Here is a 23,819-nt window from a genome sequence, read left to right as displayed (position 1 = left end):
GCTGCGATGATTGGTATCGTGATGTTTTTTGTGGCCTTATTTGCCCTGTTACTCGGCTTTCCTGTCGCTTTTACTTTTGGTGGTATCGCATTAATTTTTGGCGTTTGGGCTGAAGGGCCTGAGATGTTTGCGTTTATGCCATACCGCATTCAGTCGATAATGGAAAATACGGTATTGATGGCAGTGCCACTTTTTGTCTTTATGGGTTTGGTATTGCAAAAAACCAAATTGGCCGAGCAGCTTTTGGAGTCCATGGGACGCTTATTTGGTGGCGTTCAGGGGGGGATTGCCATATCAACGGTATTAGTGGGAGCACTTCTCGCCGCATCCACCGGTGTAGTAGGGGCCTCGGTTGTCGCGATGGGGCTTATTTCGCTGCCAGTGATGCTTAAATATCGTTACGACAAGGGGCTAGCCTGCGGCACCATTTGTGCTTCTGGTACGTTGGGCCAGATTATTCCACCCTCAATTGTCCTGATTTTACTTGGTGATGTACTTGGGGTACCGGTTGGTGACTTATTTCAGGCGGCATTAATACCGGGATTGGTGCTGGTGGGGGCATACATTATCTATATTCTGATTTATGCCAAATTGAACCCACAAGCGGCGCAACCCATAGACCGAGATGAGGCCATCACTCGTCGTCAAGAGGTCATTCAAGCCTTGAAAGCGGTGGTTCCTCCACTGACTTTAATTGTGGTGGTTTTAGGTTCCATTTTTGCCGGCGTTGCGACACCGACTGAATCGGCAGCACTTGGCGGGGCCGGAGCGATAGTGCTCGCGTTAATCTATCGCCAATTCAGTGTTGTTATGCTTTATGACGCGGCCAAAGAGACAGTTAAAGTGACGGCGATGGTTTTTGCTATTTTGCTAGGAGCAACCGCGTTTTCTATGGCATTTACCTATACTGGCGGTGATTTATTAGTTGAAGAGTGGATGCTCGCCGTACCAGGAGAGAAGTGGGGCTTCTTAATCATTACCATGTTGGTGATTTTAGTTTTAGGCTTTTTCATCGACTTTGTTGAAATCTGTTTCATCATTGTGCCGATTTTATCGCCAGTCGCTGAACTGTTAGGGATCAATATGACATGGTTTGCGATATTGGTTGCGATGAACTTACAAACCTCTTTCTTAACACCACCATTTGGATTTAGCTTATTCTACCTTAAAGGGGTTGCGCCAAAAGGCATTACCACGACCGATATTTATCGTGGCGTGATGCCCTTTATTCTAATTCAAATCCTTGTATTGACCTCATTGCTCGTGTTTCCTCAGTTGTATGGAATGTGATCAACAAGTTACAACCTTATTAATAAAGTTGTTAAAGTAAAACAGCCTAACCGAACGGTAGGCTGTTTCGCGTTGAGGGAGCCATGACGCTTAGAACCAAACTGATTTTATTGAGTTTAGTGCCTTTTTTGTTGGTTACAGCGGCGATCAGTTGGATTGCTATCTACCAGGCTAAAAGCTTAGGACAGAGTGAAGTCGAAACATTTCGCCGTTCTTTAATTGAATCAAAAGAGTTCGCGCTAAAAGACAGTGTTGATTTGGCTTTTGACGCGATAGATCACGTATACAGCGATCCACAGCTCAGCGAGTATGATGCCAAGGCACAAGTTAAAACGATACTGAGTTCACTGCGCTATGGCATTGATGGCTACTTTTTTGCTTATGACCAAAGTGGGCGTAACTTGGTCCATCCAGTTCAGCCTGATCTGATTGGAAAAAATTTGATTCATTTGCAAGATGAAAATGGTGACTTAGTCATTGAAGCGTTGCTGCATGAGGCTCAGTCAGGAGGGGGCTTTCATCAGTACTTATGGCGTAAGCCATCAACCGGTGACGTGGTGCCCAAATTAAGCTATGCCGCTTGGTTGGATAAGTGGGGCTGGATGGTTGGCACAGGGTTGTACATTGAAGATATCACTCAAGAAGTAGCCGCGATGCAAACCGCGATTAACGACAATATCGCCACCACCTTTTTCTCATTAACGATGATCATCGTTGTTACTGTGGCAGTTGTGGTGGTGATTACTCTGGCGGTGAATTTACATGAACACAAGTTGGCGGATCTCAGTTTAAAAGAGTTAGCGCATAAGACAATTTTGTTTCAAGAGGACGAAAAAAAGCACCTTGCTCGTGAATTACACGATGGAATAAATCAGCTATTGGTGTCCAGTAAATGCCATCTGGAACTGCTTGACGACCAACTCGGTGATGAAAAGCTTCGAGCACACTTAGATAAATCTCGGCAATCTTTGACCACTGCAATTAATGAAGTTCGTCATATTTCTCACCAGTTGCGTCCTAGCGCTCTTGATGACATTGGCATTGAAGCGGCGCTTAACACACTGCTGCAAGATTTTCGTTCCCATTCAGGCATTGAATTGGAAGTGCTGCTTGATACTCAGCCGGGAAAACTCAAATCAGAGGTGGCAACCACGCTTTATCGAGTGGCTCAAGAATCATTAACCAACATCGAAAAGCATGCCAATGCAAACCGAGTGAGAGTGGTTTTACAACAGATGGGGAATATGCTGCAACTTATGATCAGTGATGATGGTGTAGGCTTTGAGAGACCTCATATCGGTCATCGCAATGGTATTGGGTTACGTAACATGCGTGAACGGGTTGAGTTTATCGGTGGGGAATTTGAGCTCTCGAGTGAGCTTGGCTTTGGCACAGAAATAACGGTGCTGCTTAATTTGGATGGAATGGTATATGGAAGAACCAGTGAACGTTTTGCTCGTCGATGACCACCAAGTGGTATTGGATGGCTTTCTCGCCAGATTGGAACTTGAACCACAAATACACGTTGTGGGAACGGCCAGCAATGGTGTCGATGCCATTGAAGCCGTCGGGCGTTGGCATCCTGACGTTGTCCTCATGGATGTCAGTATGCCGATTATGAACGGGATTGATGCAACACGAGTGATCAAGTCCAACTTTCCGAATGTGAAAGTGATTATGTTAACCATGCACGATAACCGTGAATACATTATTCAAGTGATGCAAGCTGGCGCAGTCGGTTATATGCTCAAAGAGATTTCGGCTGAGAACATGGTTCAAGCGATCAAAACCGTGTTTCAGGGCGCCACCTATTTTTGTGAGTCAGTGACGCAAACCTTATTTACTCAACCCATACCGGTTGCTCACCATCCAGCGAATCCCCTAAGTCGAAGGGAAGAATCTATTCTGAAATTGGTCGCAATTGGGCACAGCAGCAAAAAAATCGCATCATTGCTTGATATCAGTTACCGAACCGTTGAAACTCATCGTCAGAATATTAAACATAAGCTCGACCTTCACAGTACGGCACAATTAGCAAAATACGCTGTGGAACATGGCTTAGTTGACTAAATGAGGTTAAATGCGTTTCCCACAAAATATTTACCAGCGCTATCACGCTCATGTGTATTTTGATGAGCAAAGCTTAGAAAAAGGGGAGTTCTTATACGCCCAGCTCCAATCTCTCCCCGAGTATCAACTTGGTCGCTTCCATCAAAAGTTGGTGGGGCCTCACACCAAATGGAGTTTTCAAATCGCTTTTACGCGTGACCAGTTTGACCAACTCATTCCTTGGTTAGAACGCCACCGTCAGGGGTTATCTATCTTGGTTCATGGTAATACCGGTGATTTCTATCAAGATCATACTGAGCATGCCTATTGGTTAGGCGACGAGCAAAAACTCAATCTAAAGATGAGTTAACTGACCGATTTTAAAATATTTTATCGTTACCATTAAGGATGTAAGTTGTTCCGGCGGGGCGTATTCACTATAAAGCGCTTAATTTTACCAATTGAGACGTTTAATGGACGCGCTGATCGATGCTCTTTTTACTCAAGGTTACTATGTTTGGGATGACTTTTTAGCACCAGACCAAGTAGACAGCTTGAACCAAGATATGCCAGAAGCTTGGCAAGTCGCTCGCATTGGACGCCATGATGACTTGACGACGAAAACCAGTGTGCGTAGTGACAATATTCAGTGGTTAAGTGCTGAGATGGGCAAAGGCGTTCAAGCGTATTTAACATTAATGGAAACAATAAGACTGGCGGTAAATCGCCATCTCTATCTCGGTTTATTTGAGTATGAAGCCCACTTTGCAAAGTATGCCATCGGTGACTGCTATCAAAAGCATTTTGACAGTTTCCACGGCGCTACCAACCGACGTTTAACCACCGTTTTGTATTTGAACCAAGATTGGCAGCTAACCGACGGAGGTGAGTTGGTGATTTACCAGTCAGCCCCATCTTTAGAGCAATCGACAGACACCCTTGAAACGCTCTTGCCAAAATCCGGGCGCTTGGTGGTGTTTCTTTCTGAGAAATTTGCTCATCAAGTCAATGTCGCGAAAAGAGAGCGTTACAGTATTGCGGGTTGGTTTCGTGTCAACGGTGTGACCGAGAACCAATTAGATATTAGTCGTTAAACAGGTTAACAAAGGCACTGAAATACAGTGCCTTAAGCACTATAAACAGGCTTGTTGAGCAAGTACGCCAGGCTCAACGATAGTCTGATATTGGGTTACATGTTCACGACCCGCCGATAGCCCCATTTGATATCCTTGCTCTAAAATCGGCCGTTTCATGGTGAGCCGTTTTACCGCAAAATCTTCAGGTGGCGCGATCACGTTAATGGTTGTTCCTTCAGGGGGATTACGAATGAAATCAAGTGATGCATTGTAGTTATCCGCGCGTTTCACGAGTGCATCAGCCACCTGCGGATAGCGAGCAAACAACCGTTTCATGATCCACGGGCTTCGCGTTCTGGGCATCACGTAACTCATTGGATGGGAAAGGATCACCGTGATTTTTCTTGCACCGCGGCGATAGGCTTCTCTTACTGGAATGGAATCGGCAACGCCGCCGTCGGTGTAACATCCACCGGAGAAACACGGGGTTGACTTATACGCAATGGGTAACGCACATGACGCTTCAACCACCTGATTAATATTGTCCGGGCTGAGCCGATAGTAGTCTGCTTCTCCGGTCGCGATATTGGTCGCGGCCGCTAACATTGGTGTCGACGAAAACAGCGTATCGGTATCCACTGGAAAACAGCGGTTAGATTCTTCAATTAGCCACTTTACGTCAATGAGATCGCCACCTCTGAGAAATCGACCAGGATTAAAAAAGCGTTTATCAGTAGCGATTTGGGTGATGACTTGAACACTGCGTCTTGGTTGATCTGAGAGATAGCCAATTAAGTTAGAAGAGCCAGCAGACACTCCAATGGCCAGATCATAGGGGCGATAATTATATTCCATAAAACCATCCAAAACGCCGCTCGCAAAAATGCCACGCATTGCACCGCCTTCAACCACTAGAGCCTTCATAACCTTCATCCCTCCTATCACATTCATTAATAACAGCATATCGGTTGATTCATAAACAGAAAAGTTGGAAAAGCTGATTATTCAAATAGGTCATACCTATGAACTACTCATAATGCTGAGGAATATCCGTTGAATTTGTCGTCATTTTGACCGCGTAGACACAGAAAGTTATCTACACTTAGAAGGACAATAAACGCCTTGTTGTTTGGGGGCAACACTGATGAATACTCAATATTTGCCGAGCGAACTTTCATACTATCAGATGGCTGATTCGCTTAATACGCAGTTACAAAGGCTTAAAAGTCGCATGCAAGCTCATTTGCCGGAGCTTGATCGCGTGTCTTTTGCGCTCTTTGATCAGCAGCACAAAGTGTTGAAAACTTACGCAGATAGCGCGTTCTGGTCACTCCGCCAAGCTCATTACGAGGCTCCGATGAATGAGTTGCCTGCGTTGATGCATTGTGCGCTGCAGAAAGAGAATAGAATCATTGATGATCTCGCTTCTCTGCCTTCCTCAAAACATGTCGAGATGCTGCTTTCATACGGTTATCGATCGTCTGCGGCAATACCTTGCTATGAAAAGGATTGTTTTAAAGGATTTATCTTTCTGAATTCGCGGACAGTCAATGTTTTTTCCGAACACTCGATTGAGCTGTTGATGCCCTACATTAATATGATCAAGTTCAGTGTGGTCTCGGAAAACGACATCGTCCATCTCATTGCGTCAACGGCAAGGCAATTGTTTGATGAGGCAAACCTTGGCTTAAAGGACTCGCAAGCCCATAAAGAGCGTATCGGTTATTACACTAAGCTCATTGCATCCTATATCGCCGATGATTATGGATTTGATGATGAAACCGTTGAACACTTATCGCTGTTCGCTCAATTTCATGACATCGGTAAGGTTCGTCTGCCGGAGCAGCTTATCTGCCAGCACTGTCAGTTGGATGAAGTTGAGCGCGCACAAATGCGAGATTATATTCAACATGGGATGGATATTGTTGACGACATTCTCGACAGTTTTGGTTTTCCACAACACCCGAGTATTATGCTGCTTACCGAAATCATGGCTTATCACCAAGAATATTTGGATGGCAGTGGCTATCCGAAAGGACTCTGTGGGGAGCAAATTCCGATTTCAGCGAGAATTGTCACCACAGCAAATGTATTTGATGCCCTAACAGCGCATCGTCCTTATCGTCAGGCTTGGTCGATACCTCATGCGATGCTTGAGCTCGAAAAAATGGTGAATCAAGGAAAATTGGATCGCCAGTGCGTGAATGCGCTTCGAGAACATCAGTACGACATCAGTGTTGAGCGGGACAAATACCCAGAATACGATCCTAAAGACTTTTAACGATTTATTATGGTCGTCGCTATTCTCGGCGGCCATAATCGCGCAACCCTCCTCCTTTAGTTAATTTTTTTCTCATTTTTGGTCTTATTGATAGTCAATATCTATCAAGACGATAACTACAAACAATTTCTAAAAACTCGCGCTAAGTCATAGACTGAACTCGTAACAAGATGAAATGTTTTGAATTTATAAAGACACATCGTCAGGAGAGAATTTTATGACTACAGAAAAAAACTTCATTGGTCTTAACCAAGAACAATCACAAAGTGTTGCTCGTGAGCTCAATCAACTACTGGCTCATTATCAAGTATTTTATATGAACACTCGTGGTTACCATTGGAATGTAAAAGGGCCACAATTCTTTGAATTGCATACTAAATTTGAAGAGATTTATACCGATCTTCAGACCAAAATTGATGAGATCGCAGAACGCATCTTAACACTAGGCTTTATGCCTGATCACAGCTTTACGACCTATTTAGAAGCGAGTTCGATTAAAGAAGATACCCAAGTCACCGATGGCGCTGCATGTGTGAAAGGGCTTGTGGATGGCTTTACTACTTTGCTTGAGAAGCAACGCTCGATTCTTGATAGCTCAGCGGATGCTGGAGATGAGGGTACCAATGCGTTAATGGGTGACTACATTCGTGAGCAAGAAAAACTTATGTGGATGTTGAACGCTTATCTACAATAAGGCCTAATGAAGATTGCTGGCTAAATATACAGTATTTCCTTGCGTCTTTTGAAGTTGTGACTATACTGTATATAAAACCATGTAACGGAGGTGAGCTATGTTATCTGACACAATAGAAAGAGTGAACCGACTACGCCAACAAGCCATGTCAGACCCTGACTTTAGGCGTTCGGCAAAACAACATGAAAAAGCATTGATCAGTCAGCAAAGAAAGGGGAGTTCGTCGAGTAAAGCTCGTAAGCAGACGAAACCAAAATCATTGGCCGATATTTATGAACAAACCGACTTTGGACATAACCCAACAGGTGTCCAGCATTAAATGAGTTTTAGTTTGTTTGAATCAGGGTGATCACTTAGGTGGTCACCCTTTTTAGTTTTATACCCATTGACGCTCAATGTTATCGACTAAGGTATCGTGCCTGTAAATGTTTATTTGGTTGTCTAAGATAAAGAATATTGAGGGTGATGCGCGTTTATTCGCACAGATGACATTGTGCAACTAAACTACTATCAAGAGTTCATGAGTGTAGTTTAAACGAGTAGGTGAAATGGGGAAGTCTCAGAAAATTGCTTTTTGGGGTGGGTTGGCGTTTGTCATCATTGCTGGCTTCGTTATGGTTGGGACGTTTTTTAATCAGGAATCTGATCGTGCTCGGCGATCCGTTAAAATTGCGGTCTCTCAAACCCCACTGTCCGCACCGTTTCTGATTGCTCAAAATAATAAACTATTTAAAAAGCAGGGGATTGATGTCAGTTTGATTTCCTGCTTTGGCGGAGTTGCTTGTGCCAAATCTCTGTTTGATGGGCAAGTAGATTTTGCTACAGCGTCGGAATCGGTGGTGATGTTTCAGAGCTTTAAACATGATGATATCCGCCTTATCGCCAGTTTTGTTGAATCGGACAATGACTTAAAGCTTTTGGCACTAAAAAATCAAAATATTCATTCTATTCAAGACTTAGATGGAAAAAGAGTTGGTGTTATCAAAGCCAGTGCTAGTGAATTTTATTTGGATTCTATTTTAATCGCTAACAATGTTACTGACATGGAATATACAAAAGTGTACTTACCACCGCAGGAATTAATGAATTCTCTGCTTTCCTACCAGTTGGATGCCATCTCTATTTGGGAGCCTTATGGCTATAAAACGACGATTTCCTCGGCGTCTGATGTAACAAATTTAGGGTTACAAGGTATTTACCAGTTGTCATTTAATCTTATTTCACGACAACAACTTATCGCTGAGCTTGACGATGAAACGCATAAAATACTGAGTGCATTAGACGAGGCTATTTCTTGGATTCAGGCTCACCCCGAGGAGGCAAGAGCAATAATCGCTCGCCAACTTGATGTTCCGGCAAACCAATTAAAATGGTCTTGGGATGATTATGTTTTTCGCTTATCGCTTGGGAACGCTTTGCTGACCAACCTGCAATTACAAGCACGTTGGGCCATTGAAAAACAGTTAGTACCAAATCAACAGCCAGACTATCGCTCGATTTTTGCTTCTAAACCGTTTGAGGACGCGCTGGATATCAAGGTGAAGACACGATGATCAACTCGATAGGCAACAAGCTTGTACTTTTATTTACCGCCAGTATTTTATTGGTCGTTACCATCTTATTGTCTCTTGGGTTGACTTATAAAGAGCAAGGACGGATCCACAATGAGCTCAATAGCTTAATGAAAATTGAGCTGGATATTGACTTAATGCGCAGCCAATTATGGGTTTTTCTCCAGCATCAGGATGAGGCGGCATTTAAGCATATTTATCAGGCTCAACGAAATTTGGATAACAGCCTGAATAACTTCATCGGTGATAGTCGATACCTAGCTAACGTCAAGCAGATGAACCAAAGCTTACTCGGACTATTGGAACACGAAAGGCAGTTGCTCTTGGCGCAAGAATCTTCACTAGAAGCGAAGCCGAATGTCCGTTCACTCTCGATCAAGCCTCAAACCTTACTTCATTCTAGGTACAACATGATCGTGCAGAATATGACGGAAGAGGTCTTTTATATTCACCAAACACTGCTCAAAGCCAGTGCCAAATTACAATTAACTAACTTGTTAGCCACCGCTGCCGTTAATTTGATCATTGCTATTATCACTTGTGGTATTGCGTGGCGAATTCTTAAACGTTTTAATGCAGGGTCGAAAGCGCTTAAAACGGGAATCGAAAAGCTCAGTGAAGGAGAGATGAGTTATCAAATGCGCGAAGAAGCCATGGATAGAGAGTTTGCTCGTTTGGCCCGTTTTTTTAATCGTATGACTCAATCATTGCGTGACTCTCTCGTTACGCGAGAAGAACTGGAACAGCAAGTTAAAATAAAAACAGCGCAACTCGAGCGAAAAAAACAAAAATTACAATTTATCTCTGAGCATGACCCTCTTACCGGACTAAAAAATCGACTCGCGTTTGAAAAAGCGTTAGATAACGCTGTGATAAAAGCGAATCGCTCGGGCGTAAAGTTGGCGGTATTGTTTATTGACCTGGATAAATTCAAAGAGGTGAATGACAATAAAGGGCACGATGCAGGGGATTATGTATTATCATCGATCGCTTCACGATTGAAGAAATCGGTGCGTAGCTCTGATTTCGTAGGGCGTTTGGGCGGCGATGAATTTGTCGTATGTCTGGATTTACTTGAAAGCTTCGATGCCGTGCCAGCGAAAATCGAAAATTTGATTGCGAGTTTAAGTCAGCCAATCATCTATAAAGAACAAAAACTCGAAGTCGATGCCAGCATTGGGGTGAGTTATTTCCCGCAACATGCTGACAATCCGAAAGGTTTGATTAACGCCGCAGACCAAGCGATGTACCAAGCAAAGACTGGGGAAGGCAGTGGTTATCGTGAAGTCGGTGGGTAGTTAGACACGGTTATCTCCAGAGCTGTAGGCAATAATCTGGCTGATTTCACTTAGGGAGCGCCCTGACTCTTGCTGCCACGTCATGAAAGCTTTGTTGGTCGCGGTTAAGGCTCGCTTGGTATCTCTTCCGCCCTCTATGACTCCAATATTTCTTAAATAGGCTTCAACGTCACCGGTCAGTAAAAAGGTATCTACTCCCATTTGCCTCAGCGTATAAGGGCCCGTATTACCTCCTAAGCGATTGCCATGTTTTTTCAGATAGACCCACAAGTCTATGATGTTCTCTTGTGGCCATTGCGCGACCATCTTGGAAAACGAGCCGTGAGTCTGACGGCATTGGTAAATCATTTGAGCGTTAGCGGGTATCGACATGACTTTAGTCAAATGTCGAATTATGGCGGGATCTTGGGCTTTTTGCTCCCATTGCTCATCTGAAAGCATCAGCAGCGGCTCTATTCTGAACTGAAAAAAGGCTTGTTCGAAGTTTGGCCATTTATTTCTAACCACGCGCCAAGAAATTCCGCTTTGAAATACTTTCATGCTAAAAGCTGATAGCCACCGATCCTCGGGAATCGCTTCAATTTCAGCGCGAGATAAAGGCTGGCTCAGCAATGCTTCAAGCGCTTGGTCTCCACCTTTTCGCTCCGCTGCACGTTGATAGATTGCAGAAAACTTTTCTAAGCTCATAAATTATTCACTTTATATTAAGGATTTAAAGCAACGTTAACCCATTGGGTAGGGCATCGCCAAATACGCGTTTTGACTCACTTTCCGATAATGTTTTGACCTGGTCAACCAATTCCACCCATGAGCTAGGGACGCGGCTTTGTTTGAGTTTCGATAAAACCTGGGCACGAAATTCATCGTGAATATCGAATTGTCGGTCTCCGGTTTTTCGACACATCATCACGGCGGCAAACGCAATCATTGGCTCTTTTTGCCAATCTTGGTCCAGCAACTTAGGTAACCATTGTTCAACTTGTTCACGAGAAATAACGCTGTGTTGGCTACCGTAAAATGGCGTTCGCGAGGCTAATCGGCCCACGGCCCACCAATGCGCTTGAACAAACTGGGGATGATTGATGGCTTTACTGATAAACCAACTGGCTAATAACGCTTTATCTTCGACATCAAGATGCTCAAGAGAGGCGGCAAGACGGACCATGGCTTCATAACCCATCTCGTGAGCCGTCTTGGCACTTTGTGGGTTCTTCATCGCCCCTGGGTGCAAATATTTTGCGATGTCTGCAAGGATAGTCTCTTGTTGCTCCTGGTTTAATCCACCACTGACTCTACGCCAAAACACCCACCAATCACTCCACGCTTGATGGCTATGAAACTGCAAGCCTTGCGGATACAGCGCCCATACTTGCTCCATACGCCATGCATCAGTGGCCGCCCCAAAACCGGGACGCATTGAGAACCCAGCTAAACGAAACCAGTTTTTCTCGTGTTGTTCAGAACGTCTGCGGCGCTTGCGCCCCAGTGCAAAGCTATCAAATAAATGGCGAAGCGTGCTAAAGTCCCACTCATCGCGTTTTCCTAATAACTTTTCTAGGTCTTTGGTTAGCGTTTTAATTTCATTGTTTTGCGCGCTTTTTTTATTGCCACTGTATAGTTTACCAATGTGTGTTTTAGCTTGCTCTAAGCGAGGAGAAAGCGTCGGCGGTTCGTTATCGTCTGCTTGCTGGTTACGAACTTCAAATTCTAATGCCCAGCGTTTACTATCATCTTCAACACTTACACATTCCATTTTAAGCGTACCGACTTCGGTCAGTTGGCAAGCCAGTTGAACTTCAACCCGCTCTTTTTGGTTGGCTTCCAGCGTTTTCCCTTCGCCGTCCAGTGTCGCGATATAAGGCGGTAAAGGCATAAACAGATCCGGATCAATGTCGACGACCAGTCCGTTTTGAACCTGAGTGTCTGTGTTAAAGAGATCGTGTGTTGAGGTGAGCAAATTAAATCTTACCGGCTCACCCAGCGTTAAAGAGAATCGCCGGCCACTAAGTCGAATTTCTTGTCCTTCCTCTGTGCCTTTGGCTAATAAGCATAGCGCTCGGCCAAGTTTATTTTTCTCCTGTAAATGAAGAAAATAAGAACGTGCTGATCCCCCTCCGATGCGCAGTTGAGCACCACGACGAGCTTTTGCAAAGGCGACTGCACCTAAGGCAACTGACCAATCGGGATGGGGGTTATTCATGACAGTAACGTCAGACCCACGCCAGTTTTCAAGCAAAGAGGTTACCCGCTCGGTAACTAATTCACTATTAAATACCCCTCCATTGAGCAACAACCCAACAGGAATGGCAGGAGAATCCTGTTCATGCGCTAATGCTGCTTTAGCAACGGTTTGGTGCTGTGTTAAGAACTCTGCAATATGTTTACTTACGGCGGGGTCTGCGACGTAAGGCAGGCCAAATTCAACCACTGCACTACGACGTTTATCAGGCAATTGAGTAAAATCACTCAGTGGAAAAAAACCTTCTAACGCAATCTGATGAACCTCTTGCTGTGTCAAAGCAATGCTTTTGGTTCCCCCCAGCAGTTTTGAACCGCTGCCCAACATAGTGATTTTGATTTCATCGGGTGCATTGTGTGAGAGCAGTGTTTCTTTGGCTTTTCGAGTTTGCTGAATGAGTTTACTGAGATTCGCCGCATTGAGCTTTTTGTTTTGATTAAAACGCTGCTCTGCCATATGAGCGAGTGCCAAATCGAGGTTATCCCCCCCTAACATTAAATGCTCGCCAACACCGATCCGGTTGAGGCTTAATTCGTCGCCTTCAAATTTCGCTTCAATCAAACTTAAGTCCGTGGTACCACCACCAACGTCACACACTAACATTAGCGGCAATGATTTTAGCGATGCTGAGGCGCTGTCTTGATGGCGCGCATACCAGTCATAGCAAACCGCTTGTGGCTCTTCCAATAATACGATATTTGACAGCCCGGCAAGCTCTGCGGATTCTAGAGTTAACTTACGCGCGGTCTCATCAAACGAGGCTGGAACCGTCACCACAACTTCTTGATCTTCGAGGCGGTGACTTGGGTGTCGATAGTTCCATGATTGACGGATATGATTGAGATAGCTTGCACTGGCAAGCACCGGCGAAACTTTATCGACATCTTGAGCGCCTGCCCACGGAAGAATATCCGCGTGACGATCTGCGTTTGGATGCGAAAGCCAGCTTTTGGCACTGGATACTTGGCGGCCTTCAACTTTTGCGCCGAGTTCTCGAGCCCATTCGCCAATGATGACATGCTTGATATCACCTGCAATGGGTTGATTTTCCCAAGGTAACATTAAATCTGATGCTGCAATCTGGCTTTGAGCCGGATGATAGCGAAACGATGGCAGCAGTGGTTTACGGACAACTTCTCCGGGACCAATCAATTGGTCGATATCAAATAACGAGACAGGAGCATGTTGGAGGTCATCTTCGATCTCACAGAACGCAACGACGGTATTGGTCGTTCCTAAATCAATGCCGACAAGAAAACGAGGCGCAGTCATAAAATATAACCTTTGATTTGATGAAAAACGGCACCTTTGAGGATGCCGTTAATGCTAATTAAGAGGCGAGGTCAGTCTGTTGGGCGGCGTCTTCACGCACGTCAAACTCCACATGCCATTTTTGCCCGTTATCACTCGCGATAGCTTCTAGGTATAAGGTGCCAAGCTCAGTGACACGCGAAGCCAGTCGGACGGGGACAACTTCGCCTTCAGTGCGCCCTTCAGAAACAGGCAGCGTGACTCGGATCTCTGGTAGTTCTGTGAGATCCTCTGGTGTCCAGTAATCAATATGGGTACCAACCTGATCGTCACGGCGAGTGGTTGAGCCAAAGAATTGGAAATGGACCGGTTGGCCAATAACTAATCCAAACTCTTGGCTAGGGACATCCAAACTGGAGCCTTCTTCCATGCCAAAAGGCGCAACGCATAATGCTTCCATCGGTGCTGCCATACCGGGAATCGCCGGCATCGCACTCTCAATACCGACATAATAAGAAGAGGCGAGGCCACCTCGAATTCGTACCCCTTGACCACGGCGCACGGCGCCATAATAGGAAGCGCCACTGGCAACCGCCAGATCAAGGTCAACACCTGTTAATGGCTTAGCATCTTCTTCGTTCGCTTCAATCAACCACCCATTAATGGTTGAGGTGAGCCGATCAGCGAGCAACGTTGATTTCAGCACGCCACCGTTAAAGAGTACTGCCGTTGGCTTAATGAAATCGGTACTGGCTGCTTGCGAAGGCATACCGGGCATGTTGGCAAAGGGATCAAACCCTTGTGGAGCATTATTCGCATCACTAGCAGCGCCGGCTTGCTTAGCTAAAAATGCAGCAATGTGGCGTGTAATCCCTGCATCTTGCGCATAGGGTAGGCCCATTTGAGTTAATGCGCCTCGTGTGCGTTGAACCGGGTGCTCATCGATCGTAACTTGTGGGAAGAAACCATCCACAAGAGTTTGTTGTACTTCTTGCTGAGTGAGTTCAGTTTTGAGCGTCGCGCCAAGCAGTTTAGAGCCACGGCTAGGTACAACAATAGGTACTGATTGTAGCGTTGCATCGTTAAGCAGTGCTTCTTTGGCGTCACGGCAGGCGTGTGTCATCGCTTGAACTTGCCAAGGCTGAAGTTCTTTCCCTTCTTGCGCTAGCTTGACTTTCAAACGATAGGCTAAGGCTAAGTCCATGTTGTCACCGCCAAGCAGAATATGCTCGCCAACGGCAATACGTTCCAGTGTTAAATTACCGTCTTGTTCGGTCACTTTAACCAAAGATAAATCAGTCGTGCCCCCGCCGATGTCCACCACCAATACAATATCACCGACGCTGACTTGGTCACGCCAAGCGTCACCGCTATTATCGATCCAGTTGTACAGTGCAGCTTGCGGCTCTTCCAGTAAGGTTAAATGCTCAAAGCCCACGTTTCTAGCGGCTTCAGCCGTAAGATCACGCGCCGCTGGATCAAAGGAGGCTGGGACAGTGATGGTGACATCCTGAGCTTGCAGCGGAAAATCAGGATGGGTGTGGTTCCACGCCTGCTTTAAATGTTCCAAATAGCATTGCGTTGCTTGCAGAGGCGAGACTTTGTCGACCTCCTCAGGACTTCCAGCTGGTAAAAACGCATCACGGCGATTAACACTACTATGGCAAAGCCAAGATTTAGCGCTCGCAACCAAGCGAATTGGTGTTTTGGAACCTAAATTACGTGCAATCGCGCCGACTAGAGCGCTCGGTTCGGTTGTCCAAGGTAACACTCGAGCAGAGGCATTCATTTCATGCTCGTGTGGCTGATACAAAAATGAGCCGAGTTGAGGGAGGCTTTCAACATTACCTGGCGCCGTTAGTTGAGGAATAGGCATCACCTCAACGTGAGCATCTTCGTTGTGAGTATCAATAAATGACAGCACACAGTGCGTTGTTCCAAGGTCAATACCGACGCTGTATCTTGGCGCATTGGTCGTTGGCATTGTGGCTTCCATTATAATTCTACCTCTGCTGGGGCGATGATTGACGCATCGTAGTTTTCTGCCAATTTAGGTAAGTTCATCGCTGTCGCTTTCCAACCTTTGTGAACCAAGGTTCCAGTAAATGGTGCTTGCCCCGTGACATTTCCGACCAAACGAATTTGCTGAGGGTTGAAACCATCTTCAATAGTAATTCGAGTCTCTTCGTCTTCGCTGCGAATTGGCTCTAGGCTCACATAGTCGCTCAATACTTTTTGACCACCTGTGTGAATCACGCGAGCGGCTGCACCCACCTCTTCGTCAGAAAATGCAGTGAGATCTTCTTGAAGAAAATCAATCAGGCGCGCATCTTGCTGCATGAGAGACAGCAATTGCATCGCTGAATCAGTGGATGCGGTTGCTAGCTTGGATTCAACCTCAACCACTTTCTCAACCACTTTTTCGACTTCAACGACTTTCTCGACCTCAACAATCTTTTCAACTGGTTTTTCAACTTCGACGATTTTTTCGACGGGTTTCTCTACGGTTTTCTCAATCACTTTCGATTTTTTGGTTATTGCGATGAGTAAAAACAGAACCGTCGTTGCGGCTAGACCTGCATGCAGCATATCGAAAGTTTGAGGGATCATTTGTAAATCAAAATTCATGATGTGTTCTCAGTTGAATAAGCGAGTTAATGCTCGCTTCGGCGCTTATCGCCACGTGTTCGGATAAATATGGACGAATGTTAGCATATTCAAGTTTATTGGCTTCAAGAAATGCGTTGTAAACTTGAGTCTCAGGCGTTGTTTGGTCTGTTTTTGAACAAAAAAGAGTGTACAACGCTTGATTCTCGTTTTTTTAATATCACTCAGGTAGAATACCGCGCTTTGATTAAATCAACGAAAGGCAGGCAATGAATCATAACCGTATCGTGTGTTTCGATCTTGAAATGTGTTGTTGGAATGAAAACGGCGTCGGAACTACCGGGGAAATTATTGAGATCGGACTTGCAGAGATTGATTTAGTGCGTGGCGAAATTGTCAAACGAGCCCAGTACTATGTTCGCCCGGAACATGATGAAGTGTCTCTGTTTTGTGTTGAGTTAACAGGCATTACGCCGCGCAAAATTCAAAAACAAGGCCGCCCTTTATCAAGCGTAATCCAATCGATGATCAAAAACTTTGGTGGTGCGAATAAAATCTATGCGTCATGGGGGCGCGATGACCAAATTTTAGCCAGAGAATGCCAAGAAAAGGGCATTGATATGCCTTTCCGTGAATTTCTTAACTTAGCGACATTATATCGAATTAAGTACCGTATGAAAGACAAGCGTATTGGTCATCGTGATGCTCAGCAAGCACTGGATATTGAGTGGGAAGGGCGCCAACATTCAGGTTATGTTGACGCTTACAACCTTGCAAAGCTAGCACTCAGAATTCTATAGTCGATTACTTTTCCCCAGTGACGGAGAGTTTGGCTCGAATAAACTCGCTGTGATCGACATACAGTAACTCTGCGGTTTTGCGAATGACCGCTTCTTCCAATGGATCGAGTTCCTGATCGGCATAAGCCACTTGCCACATGGCTTCAATCAACTGGTAACGTTTCTCTTGCTCCAACGCTCTTAATTGTGACGTAAAATCATACAAAGAAGCTGATTCTGCCACCTTGGCTTTCGCCTTAGAGAGCAGTTCTTGTGCATGAGTTTCGTCGGTTTCTAATAACCCTTGTAAAAGATGGATCTGAGCTTTTTGTTCTCCGTCGTCGACGTCTTTATCCGCATTAGACACTTCATATAACAGGCTAGCGATGGCCAGTTGAGGATCCGCTTGCACCGTTTGATTGAGGTCATTGCCTTCTAAAAATTGTTTAAATACCGATGTAATTGAACTAAACATAGCGCTCCCCTTTTTACGTTCCACTTACAGTTAGACATGGAGATGGTGAATATGTTTCACAACCTTTATGTACGTAATACAACAGTAACAGGTCAAACTTTGAACGGTGAGGTCATTTAGGATGATGAATCGCCACGTGAAACGTAGGCGGGAATGGTTGGCTGTTCAAGTATTTCAATGACCTCAGAACTCGAAAGCTCATGCGCCATGAGAACAAGAGCGAGAAGGGCATCCGTTTTTGTCTCAGTATTGGAAGGCTCTTCAAGCAGCTGAGCTAAACGCTGACGAATCATCTTAACTTCATGTTCGACGAAACCACGCCCTTCTTCTTCACCTTGTGACTCTTCAGGAGCATTATCAAATTTGAAAAACAACAAGTCACCTTCGATGCGGGCTTCAACCAGTTGTTCTGGAAGCCACTCATCGCCGGTTACAATGTCTGGGTCATTGGGTATTGCGTATAACAGGTTTTTTAACTCGGATGCTTTCACTATGGTTCGCACATTGTTTACATATCTACTTATTGTAACGGCGTTTTGTACGAAAACATAAATTTGAACGCGGTATTTTTGAACAAATAGCGCGACTTATTTTTCAAAACCTTATGGTTGTGCATCGGTAAATTTCACGTTTCATTTAAAACAGCTCACCAAAGCCTGTATTTTTTATCGCCGATAAAAACAGTGAAACGTATCATTCAAAACTATCAATCTGGGCTTTATTTTTAATGTTTGATAACAGTTATGATTTTACTGTGTTTCAGATTTAAAACTTGCTGTCGGCTTTTTACGCTCTGGCGCACATCGTTGATTCTAATCAAAAATAATCATCAATGAATGGATAGGCTTGAGCCCGCGACGTCAAGAGATTAAAACAACCTCTCACTCACCCGAATTGGATTATCAAACTGTATCGCGACGCGAATGGTTGTCGGCAACGACTGTGTCACCGAGCTTGGTTCAGAGCTAATACGGAAATTAAGCCATGTCATATCTTTGATTATTGGTGTGGTTTTCAAGTTTGCGATGGTGAACGTCTACTATATTGACACTGTACCTGCGTGGAATTCGCTCGACACCGTAACCGAGTTTGTATTTTACGGATCTGACGCTCGGAGTGATGTGAGTTGTTATTTGATAACGTTATCTGATTCGCCTTATGAGCGACGCACGCTTTTATGATTTGCAAAAGTGGCTGCGATTAATGATTGGTTAGCGGTGTTGATTGACTAAACGCGAAGATGCGACAAACGTTCCTTACAATGGCGTTAGTCGCTTAGCTCATGATGGGCTATTGGGGCGTAATATTTTCTACGGAATACGCTTTACGTCTGGTTTGTACTAATGACCTAGTTGCGGGATGTCTCATGGGCGCCGTGGCTTTTGGAGTGATGATGAATTTTTCCCAATTGACAGACCAAGATACCGAAGTGTTATTGAAATTATGTGGTGCACTGTTTTATTACCACCCAGACGATTATCAAGATTCCCACTTATCCGATATTTTCCATCAAGAAACAGCGGTGACCGTCACGCCTGTCGCTGAAATGATTGATGCCTTTCGTCAAGCGGATGGTGAGCAATTAGGGCAGGAATACGACCGCCTATTTTGTGGTGTTGAACAGATGAAAGCGCCGCCATGGGGCTCAGCCTACTTAGATAAAGAAGCGATATTGTTTGGTGATTCGACCGTGACATACCGAGATTTTTTGCAACGCTGCGGCGTGGCATTTCAACCCAATCAAAAAGAGCCTGAAGACCACTTTGGTTTGATGATGATGGTGTTGAGTTTGCTGCTAGAGAATCGTCAATCTGCACTGTCTAAAGAGTTGCTCGAGCAGCACTTATTGACTTGGAGTGACTTCTTTTTACAACGTTTTCAGATAGCGACAAAATCACGGGCGTTTTCGAAGTTAGCGTCAGTAAGTGAACTGTTGCTCAGTGACCTTTCAGAGCGGTTTAAAGCGAACCCCGAGCCTCGGCGAGATTATTGGCACGTGGCGGGATAAACGCATTGCTTCGTTGACTAGCCGATGATTTTCTATCTTAAGTGAGAGAACAGTCGAGATAAAGCGTGTCCGTATGACTACCGCGGCTGAGCTTGTGTTTAGCAATGCTTTACACATGTGATTCAATGCTCGTTAATGAGGCCACCTGAGCCCTTTAGAGGGCTTGAATAACTTAGTAAAGCGATCACATCACTAAATGGCTGTGATACAATTCGCCTAGTTTTTAGTTAAGAATTGAATAGGATACGCTTTGACTTCGTCACAGCCGAACACAGCATCTCAAGTGTCTGCCAGCGCAAACAGTGCGGCAGCACTTCGAAAAGCGCTTAGTGAATGCATGATTCGAGACCGTTTTCGTCTTAGTAAACGCATTTCTGGCGCCAATAAAATCAAGAATTCAGACGCACGTAACGCCGTATTTGATGAAATTGCCCTTGATATCGCTAAATCGATGGCGTATGCCGAACAGCGGCAAATTGCTCAGCCGAAAATTAATTATCCAGAAATCCTGCCAGTTAGTCAGAAAAAAGACGATATTGCTGCAGCGATAGCTGAGCATCAAGTGGTGATCATTGCCGGTGAAACAGGGTCAGGTAAAACCACACAGATTCCTAAGATTTGTACTGAGCTTGGTCGAGGTAAATTTGGTCTTATCGGCCATACTCAACCGCGACGCTTGGCGGCGCGTTCTGTGGCTAATCGGATTGCTGAAGAGATGGAAACGTCACTTGGCGAGTTCGTTGGTTACAAAGTCCGATTTAACGATCAGATTTCAGATAACACTCAAATTAAGTTGATGACCGACGGTATTCTACTGGCTGAAATTCAGCATGATCGCTTTTTAAATCAGTACGATACTATCATTATTGATGAAGCCCATGAGCGTAGCCTAAATATTGATTTTATCTTGGGATATATCAAAGAGCTGTTACCTAAACGTCCAGATCTCAAAGTTATTATTACCTCAGCGACCATTGATCCCGAGCGATTCTCAAAACACTTCAATAATGCGCCGATCATTGAAGTGTCAGGCCGTACTTACCCAGTTGAAACACGTTATCGTCCTTTAGGTGGCGAAGACGAAAGTGACCGTGACCAATTGGAAGGAATATTTGAAGCCGTTGATGAGCTGTGTGATGAAGGTCTTGGCGATATTTTGATCTTTATGAATGGTGAGCGGGAGATTCGCGATACCGCGGATGCTTTGTCAAAACGAAATCTAAAATCGACGGAGATTGTGCCGTTGTACGCACGCTTGTCTGCAGGTGAACAAAATAAGATTTTCCAGTCCCATAGCGGACGACGAATCGTATTAGCGACAAACGTAGCGGAAACGTCACTGACGGTGCCTGGTATCAAATATGTTATTGATCCCGGAACGGCGCGAATAAGCCGTTACAGTTACCGAACCAAAGTTCAGCGTTTGCCGATCGAGCCGATTTCTCAAGCGAGCGCTAATCAGCGTAAAGGCCGATGTGGGCGTGTTGAAGAGGGGATTTGCATTCGCCTCTATTCGGAAGAGGACTTTTTATCTCGGCCAGAGTTTACGGATCCAGAAATTTTACGGACCAACTTAGCGTCTGTTATTTTGCAAATGACGGCACTTGGACTGGGCGATATTCAAGCTTTTCCATTTGTTGAAGCCCCAGACAAACGCAATATCCAAGATGGTGTGCGTCTATTAGAAGAGCTTGGTGCCATCAATGATAAAGCCAGCAATCCAAAGAAACGTCTGACGGCAACCGGACGTCAGTTGGCTCGTCTGCCGATTGATCCTCGCTTGGCGAGAATGGTTCTTGAGGCCGCGAAACTGGGTTGCCTAAAAGAGGTGATGATTATTGCCTCGGCGCTGTCAATTCAAGATCCGCGCGAACGTCCGAGTGATAAGCAACAATCATCGGATGATAAACATCGCCGTTTTGCACATGAAGACTCTGACTTTTTAACGTTTGTGAATCTATGGCAATACATTCAAGAGCAGCAAAAAGCGTTATCCAGCAATCAATTCCGCCGTCAATGTAAGCAAGATTATTTAAACTTTTTACGTTTGCGAGAGTGGCAAGACGTGTACTTCCAGCTTCATCAATCGATGCGTGACATGGAGTTCAAAATCAACCAAGAACCTGCAAACTACCAAAGTGTACACAGTGCTATTTTGGTTGGTTTGCTGTCACACATTGGTGTTAAAGACCAAGAGAAGAGCGAATATCAAGGTGCTCGTAACGCGCGTTTTCATATTTTTCCGGCTTCTGGACAATTCAAGAAACAGCCGAAGTGGATCATGTCCGCTGAGCTGGTGGAAACGTCGAAACTTTGGGGGCGTATTATCGCCAAAATCCAGCCTGAGTGGATTGAACCTATCGCTAAACATCTGATTAAGCGCAGCTATAGTGAGCCGCATTGGTCTAAAAAACGTGCCGCGGTGATGGCCTACGAAAAAGTCACGCTTTATGGCGTGCCGATTGTCGCCCAGCGTTTAGTCAACTATGGCAATATAGATCCCGTTGTCAGCCGAGAGATTTTTATTCGTAGCGCTTTAGTGGAAGGCGAGTGGGAGACCAAACACGCGTTCTTTAAACAAAACCGCCGTCTACTCCAAGAAGTCGAAGAGCTCGAGCACAAATCCCGTCGCCGTGATATTTTGATTGATGATGATGAATTGTTTGATTTTTATGATCAGCGTGTGGGGACGGAAGTGGTTTCTGGTCGCCATTTTGATACGTGGTGGAATACAACATCAAAACAGCAACCAGAGTTGCTGAACTTTGAAAAAGAGATGTTGTTTAAAGGTGACGCGAGCCATATTACTGAGCTTGATTATCCGAACTTCTGGCATCAGAACGGATTGAAACTCAAGTTGAGCTATCAGTTTGAACCAGGTGATGATAGTGACGGCGTCACGGTTCACTTGCCGTTACCTATTCTAAACCAAGTAGAACCAGCAGGCTTTGACTGGCAAATCCCAGGGCTTCGTCATGAGCTAGTCGTGAGTCTGATTAAGTCGCTACCTAAAACGTTGCGCAAGAACTTTGTGCCAGCGCCCAACTATGCGGATGCGTTTCTTGGGCGAATTACGCCGATGGAAATGCCTTTGCTTGATGCGCTTGAAAAAGAGTTACGCCGTATGACTGGCGTGGAGATATTGCGCGAAAACTGGAATATGGAACAAGTGCCAGAACACTTGAAAGTGACCTTCCGCGCTGTTGACCACCGCAACCGCAAACTGAAAGAAAATAAAGATTTGTTTGAGCTCAAAGAGAGCTTGAAAGAACAAGTCCAAGAGACACTTTCAAAAGTGGCAGACGACGACATAGAACAGAAAGAGCTTCACACATGGAGCTTCGGCGAGTTACCGAAAGTCTACCAGCAAAAACGTGGTGGCTATGAAGTCAAAGCGTTTCCTGCTTTAGTCGACAATAAAGACAGTGTCGAGATTAAACTGTTTGAGACTGAAGAAGAACAGCAAGCGGTGATGAGGGAAGGGCAACGCCGCTTAGTCTTGCTGAATGTCCCATCTCCTATTAAGTACTTGCACGCGAATTTGCCCAATAAATCTAAGCTGGGGCTTTATTTCAATCCTTACGGTAAAGTGATGGATCTGATCGATGACTGTATCGCCTGTGGCGTTGATAAATTGATTGATCAGCACGGTGGTTTGGTTTGGGAACCCGAGCAATTCGAGCAGTTGAAAGAACAAATTCGCGGAGAACTTGGTGACACGGTTGTTGATATTGCTCAGCAAGTAGAAACGATTTTAACCACCGCATTCAACATCAATAAGAAACTGAAAGGTAAAGTTGACTTCACAATGGCGTTTGCGCTTTCTGACATTAAAGCACAGATAGAAGGGCTTATTTTTAAAGGGTTTGCGACCGAATGTGGGTGGAAACGTTTGCCAGATATTCTACGCTATATGAAGGCGATAGAGCGTCGTATGGAAAAGCTTCCTATCGACCCAAATAAAGATCGCTTACATATGCTGAAGATTGAAGCGGTTTGGCAAGATTACAAAGCGTTACTTGGCAAAATTCCAAAAGGAGTTACGCCGCCCGACTCGGTGAAAGAGATACGTTGGATGATTGAAGAGTTGCGCGTGAGTTACTTTGCTCAGCAACTTGGGACACCGTACCCAGTTTCTGACAAGCGAGTCAAAAATGCCATTGATGCATGCTAAGTTTACGGTATGCATTTTGCTTTGATG

21 protein-coding genes are annotated in these 23,819 nt (G+C 45.0%); 14 read left to right on the top strand and 7 right to left on the bottom strand.

What is annotated here, in order from left to right:
* Positions 1-6 precede the first annotated feature (6 nt).
* From M1D72_RS15620 to M1D72_RS15600, 5 genes are all read left to right on the top strand, one after another.
* On the top strand, positions 7-1,290 hold the full coding sequence (locus M1D72_RS15620) for a TRAP transporter large permease (RefSeq protein ID WP_456295786.1): 1,284 nt from the start codon (positions 7-9) through the stop codon (positions 1,288-1,290).
* An 83-nt stretch (positions 1,291-1,373) separates the two neighbouring features.
* Positions 1,374-2,756 (top strand): cache domain-containing protein, encoded by a 1,383-nt coding sequence (locus M1D72_RS15615; protein ID WP_456295785.1) that lies wholly within the window; start codon positions 1,374-1,376, stop codon positions 2,754-2,756.
* A complete protein-coding gene (locus M1D72_RS15610; protein WP_456295784.1) occupies positions 2,722-3,360 on the top strand; it encodes a response regulator in 639 nt (212 codons plus the stop codon). Before M1D72_RS15615 ends, M1D72_RS15610 begins: the two co-directional genes overlap by 35 nt.
* Before the next feature lie 10 nt (positions 3,361-3,370).
* On the top strand, positions 3,371-3,709 hold the full coding sequence (locus tag M1D72_RS15605) for a DOPA 4,5-dioxygenase family protein (protein ID WP_456295783.1): 339 nt from the start codon (positions 3,371-3,373) through the stop codon (positions 3,707-3,709).
* Between the two features lie 103 nt (positions 3,710-3,812).
* Positions 3,813-4,433: a 2OG-Fe(II) oxygenase gene (locus tag M1D72_RS15600; RefSeq protein ID WP_456295782.1), complete on the top strand. Its 621-nt coding sequence runs from the start codon at positions 3,813-3,815 to the stop codon at positions 4,431-4,433.
* A gap of 39 nt (positions 4,434-4,472) precedes the next feature.
* Here the strand turns inward: M1D72_RS15600 and M1D72_RS15595 are convergent, their stop codons facing one another.
* Positions 4,473-5,339, bottom strand: a complete 867-nt coding sequence (locus tag M1D72_RS15595) for a patatin-like phospholipase family protein (protein WP_456295781.1) — start codon at positions 5,337-5,339, stop codon at positions 4,473-4,475.
* Positions 5,340-5,559: 220 nt separating this feature from the next.
* On the opposite strand from M1D72_RS15595, the gene M1D72_RS15590 reads away from it, so the two are divergent.
* From M1D72_RS15590 to M1D72_RS15570, 5 genes are all read left to right on the top strand, one after another.
* Positions 5,560-6,696: an HD domain-containing phosphohydrolase gene (locus M1D72_RS15590; RefSeq protein ID WP_456295780.1), complete on the top strand. Its 1,137-nt coding sequence runs from the start codon at positions 5,560-5,562 to the stop codon at positions 6,694-6,696.
* A 217-nt stretch (positions 6,697-6,913) separates the two neighbouring features.
* Positions 6,914-7,390 carry a Dps family protein gene (locus tag M1D72_RS15585; protein WP_390189597.1) on the top strand — a complete coding sequence of 159 codons (477 nt, stop codon included), beginning with the start codon at positions 6,914-6,916 and terminating at the stop codon, positions 7,388-7,390.
* A 97-nt stretch (positions 7,391-7,487) separates the two neighbouring features.
* A complete protein-coding gene (locus M1D72_RS15580; RefSeq protein WP_456295779.1) occupies positions 7,488-7,709 on the top strand; it encodes a hypothetical protein in 222 nt (73 codons plus the stop codon).
* A gap of 229 nt (positions 7,710-7,938) precedes the next feature.
* Positions 7,939-8,943, top strand: a complete 1,005-nt coding sequence (locus M1D72_RS15575) for an ABC transporter substrate-binding protein (RefSeq protein WP_456295778.1) — start codon at positions 7,939-7,941, stop codon at positions 8,941-8,943.
* Positions 8,940-10,259 (top strand): diguanylate cyclase domain-containing protein, encoded by a 1,320-nt coding sequence (locus M1D72_RS15570; RefSeq protein ID WP_456295777.1) that lies wholly within the window; start codon positions 8,940-8,942, stop codon positions 10,257-10,259. The genes M1D72_RS15575 and M1D72_RS15570 overlap by 4 nt, the downstream gene beginning before the upstream one ends.
* Here M1D72_RS15570 and M1D72_RS15565 read toward each other — a convergent pair whose 3' ends face one another.
* From M1D72_RS15565 to M1D72_RS15550, 4 genes are read right to left on the bottom strand one after another with little or no spacing between them, the layout of a single operon-like run.
* On the bottom strand, positions 10,260-10,946 hold the full coding sequence (locus M1D72_RS15565) for a DNA-3-methyladenine glycosylase I (RefSeq protein ID WP_456295776.1): 687 nt from the start codon (positions 10,944-10,946) through the stop codon (positions 10,260-10,262).
* 25 nt (positions 10,947-10,971) lie between these two features.
* The gene (locus tag M1D72_RS15560; RefSeq protein ID WP_456295775.1) at positions 10,972-13,770 is read right to left on the bottom strand and encodes an Hsp70 family protein; all 2,799 of its coding nucleotides are present in this window, start codon (positions 13,768-13,770) and stop codon (positions 10,972-10,974) included.
* Positions 13,771-13,828: 58 nt separating this feature from the next.
* On the bottom strand, positions 13,829-15,733 hold the full coding sequence (locus tag M1D72_RS15555) for an Hsp70 family protein (protein WP_456295774.1): 1,905 nt from the start codon (positions 15,731-15,733) through the stop codon (positions 13,829-13,831).
* Between the two features lie 11 nt (positions 15,734-15,744).
* Entirely contained in the window at positions 15,745-16,377 is a 633-nt protein-coding gene (locus M1D72_RS15550; RefSeq protein ID WP_390189610.1) for a DUF2760 domain-containing protein, read from the bottom strand.
* A 248-nt stretch (positions 16,378-16,625) separates the two neighbouring features.
* Here M1D72_RS15550 and M1D72_RS15545 point away from each other — a divergent pair, with 248 nt between their 5' ends.
* The gene (locus tag M1D72_RS15545; RefSeq protein ID WP_456295773.1) at positions 16,626-17,156 is read left to right on the top strand and encodes an exonuclease domain-containing protein; all 531 of its coding nucleotides are present in this window, start codon (positions 16,626-16,628) and stop codon (positions 17,154-17,156) included.
* 4 nt (positions 17,157-17,160) lie between these two features.
* Here M1D72_RS15545 and M1D72_RS15540 read toward each other — a convergent pair whose 3' ends face one another.
* The gene (locus M1D72_RS15540; RefSeq protein ID WP_390189612.1) at positions 17,161-17,610 is read right to left on the bottom strand and encodes a tellurite resistance TerB family protein; all 450 of its coding nucleotides are present in this window, start codon (positions 17,608-17,610) and stop codon (positions 17,161-17,163) included.
* Positions 17,611-17,726: 116 nt separating this feature from the next.
* Positions 17,727-18,101 carry a VC1380 family protein gene (locus tag M1D72_RS15535; protein WP_390189614.1) on the bottom strand — a complete coding sequence of 125 codons (375 nt, stop codon included), beginning with the start codon at positions 18,099-18,101 and terminating at the stop codon, positions 17,727-17,729.
* 432 nt (positions 18,102-18,533) lie between these two features.
* Between M1D72_RS15535 and M1D72_RS15530 the strand changes: the two genes are divergently transcribed.
* From M1D72_RS15530 to hrpA, 3 genes are all read left to right on the top strand, one after another.
* Positions 18,534-18,791, top strand: coding sequence for a DmsC/YnfH family molybdoenzyme membrane anchor subunit (locus tag M1D72_RS15530; protein WP_456295772.1), 258 nt, complete (start codon positions 18,534-18,536; stop codon positions 18,789-18,791).
* Between the two features lie 209 nt (positions 18,792-19,000).
* Complete coding sequence (locus M1D72_RS15525; RefSeq protein ID WP_456295771.1) at positions 19,001-19,618, top strand: molecular chaperone TorD family protein; 618 nt, start codon at positions 19,001-19,003, stop codon at positions 19,616-19,618.
* Between the two features lie 250 nt (positions 19,619-19,868).
* Complete coding sequence (hrpA, locus tag M1D72_RS15520; protein WP_456295770.1) at positions 19,869-23,792, top strand: ATP-dependent RNA helicase HrpA; 3,924 nt, start codon at positions 19,869-19,871, stop codon at positions 23,790-23,792.
* Positions 23,793-23,819 lie beyond the last annotated feature (27 nt).

It is taken from the genome of Vibrio sp. AK197, assembly GCF_053903115.1.
Note: the sequence above shows the minus strand (reverse complement) of the source record. Positions and strands in the feature narration are given on the sequence as shown.

Coding starts and splice junctions, on each gene's coding strand:
- M1D72_RS15560 (WP_456295775.1), bottom strand. CDS start 13,770: ATGACTGCGCCTCGTTTTCTTGTCGGCATTGATTTAGGAACGACCAAT.
- M1D72_RS15615 (WP_456295785.1), top strand. CDS start 1,374: ATGACGCTTAGAACCAAACTGATTTTATTGAGTTTAGTGCCTTTTTTG.
- M1D72_RS15545 (WP_456295773.1), top strand. CDS start 16,626: ATGAATCATAACCGTATCGTGTGTTTCGATCTTGAAATGTGTTGTTGG.
- M1D72_RS15580 (WP_456295779.1), top strand. CDS start 7,488: ATGTTATCTGACACAATAGAAAGAGTGAACCGACTACGCCAACAAGCC.
- M1D72_RS15525 (WP_456295771.1), top strand. CDS start 19,001: ATGATGAATTTTTCCCAATTGACAGACCAAGATACCGAAGTGTTATTG.
- M1D72_RS15620 (WP_456295786.1), top strand. CDS start 7: ATGATTGGTATCGTGATGTTTTTTGTGGCCTTATTTGCCCTGTTACTC.
- M1D72_RS15540 (WP_390189612.1), bottom strand. CDS start 17,610: ATGTTTAGTTCAATTACATCGGTATTTAAACAATTTTTAGAAGGCAAT.
- M1D72_RS15600 (WP_456295782.1), top strand. CDS start 3,813: ATGGACGCGCTGATCGATGCTCTTTTTACTCAAGGTTACTATGTTTGG.
- M1D72_RS15590 (WP_456295780.1), top strand. CDS start 5,560: ATGAATACTCAATATTTGCCGAGCGAACTTTCATACTATCAGATGGCT.
- M1D72_RS15565 (WP_456295776.1), bottom strand. CDS start 10,946: ATGAGCTTAGAAAAGTTTTCTGCAATCTATCAACGTGCAGCGGAGCGA.
- M1D72_RS15555 (WP_456295774.1), bottom strand. CDS start 15,733: ATGCCAACGACCAATGCGCCAAGATACAGCGTCGGTATTGACCTTGGA.
- M1D72_RS15550 (WP_390189610.1), bottom strand. CDS start 16,377: ATGAATTTTGATTTACAAATGATCCCTCAAACTTTCGATATGCTGCAT.
- M1D72_RS15585 (WP_390189597.1), top strand. CDS start 6,914: ATGACTACAGAAAAAAACTTCATTGGTCTTAACCAAGAACAATCACAA.
- M1D72_RS15570 (WP_456295777.1), top strand. CDS start 8,940: ATGATCAACTCGATAGGCAACAAGCTTGTACTTTTATTTACCGCCAGT.
- M1D72_RS15530 (WP_456295772.1), top strand. CDS start 18,534: ATGGTTGTCGGCAACGACTGTGTCACCGAGCTTGGTTCAGAGCTAATA.
- M1D72_RS15595 (WP_456295781.1), bottom strand. CDS start 5,339: ATGAAGGCTCTAGTGGTTGAAGGCGGTGCAATGCGTGGCATTTTTGCG.
- M1D72_RS15610 (WP_456295784.1), top strand. CDS start 2,722: ATGGAAGAACCAGTGAACGTTTTGCTCGTCGATGACCACCAAGTGGTA.
- M1D72_RS15605 (WP_456295783.1), top strand. CDS start 3,371: ATGCGTTTCCCACAAAATATTTACCAGCGCTATCACGCTCATGTGTAT.
- M1D72_RS15575 (WP_456295778.1), top strand. CDS start 7,939: ATGGGGAAGTCTCAGAAAATTGCTTTTTGGGGTGGGTTGGCGTTTGTC.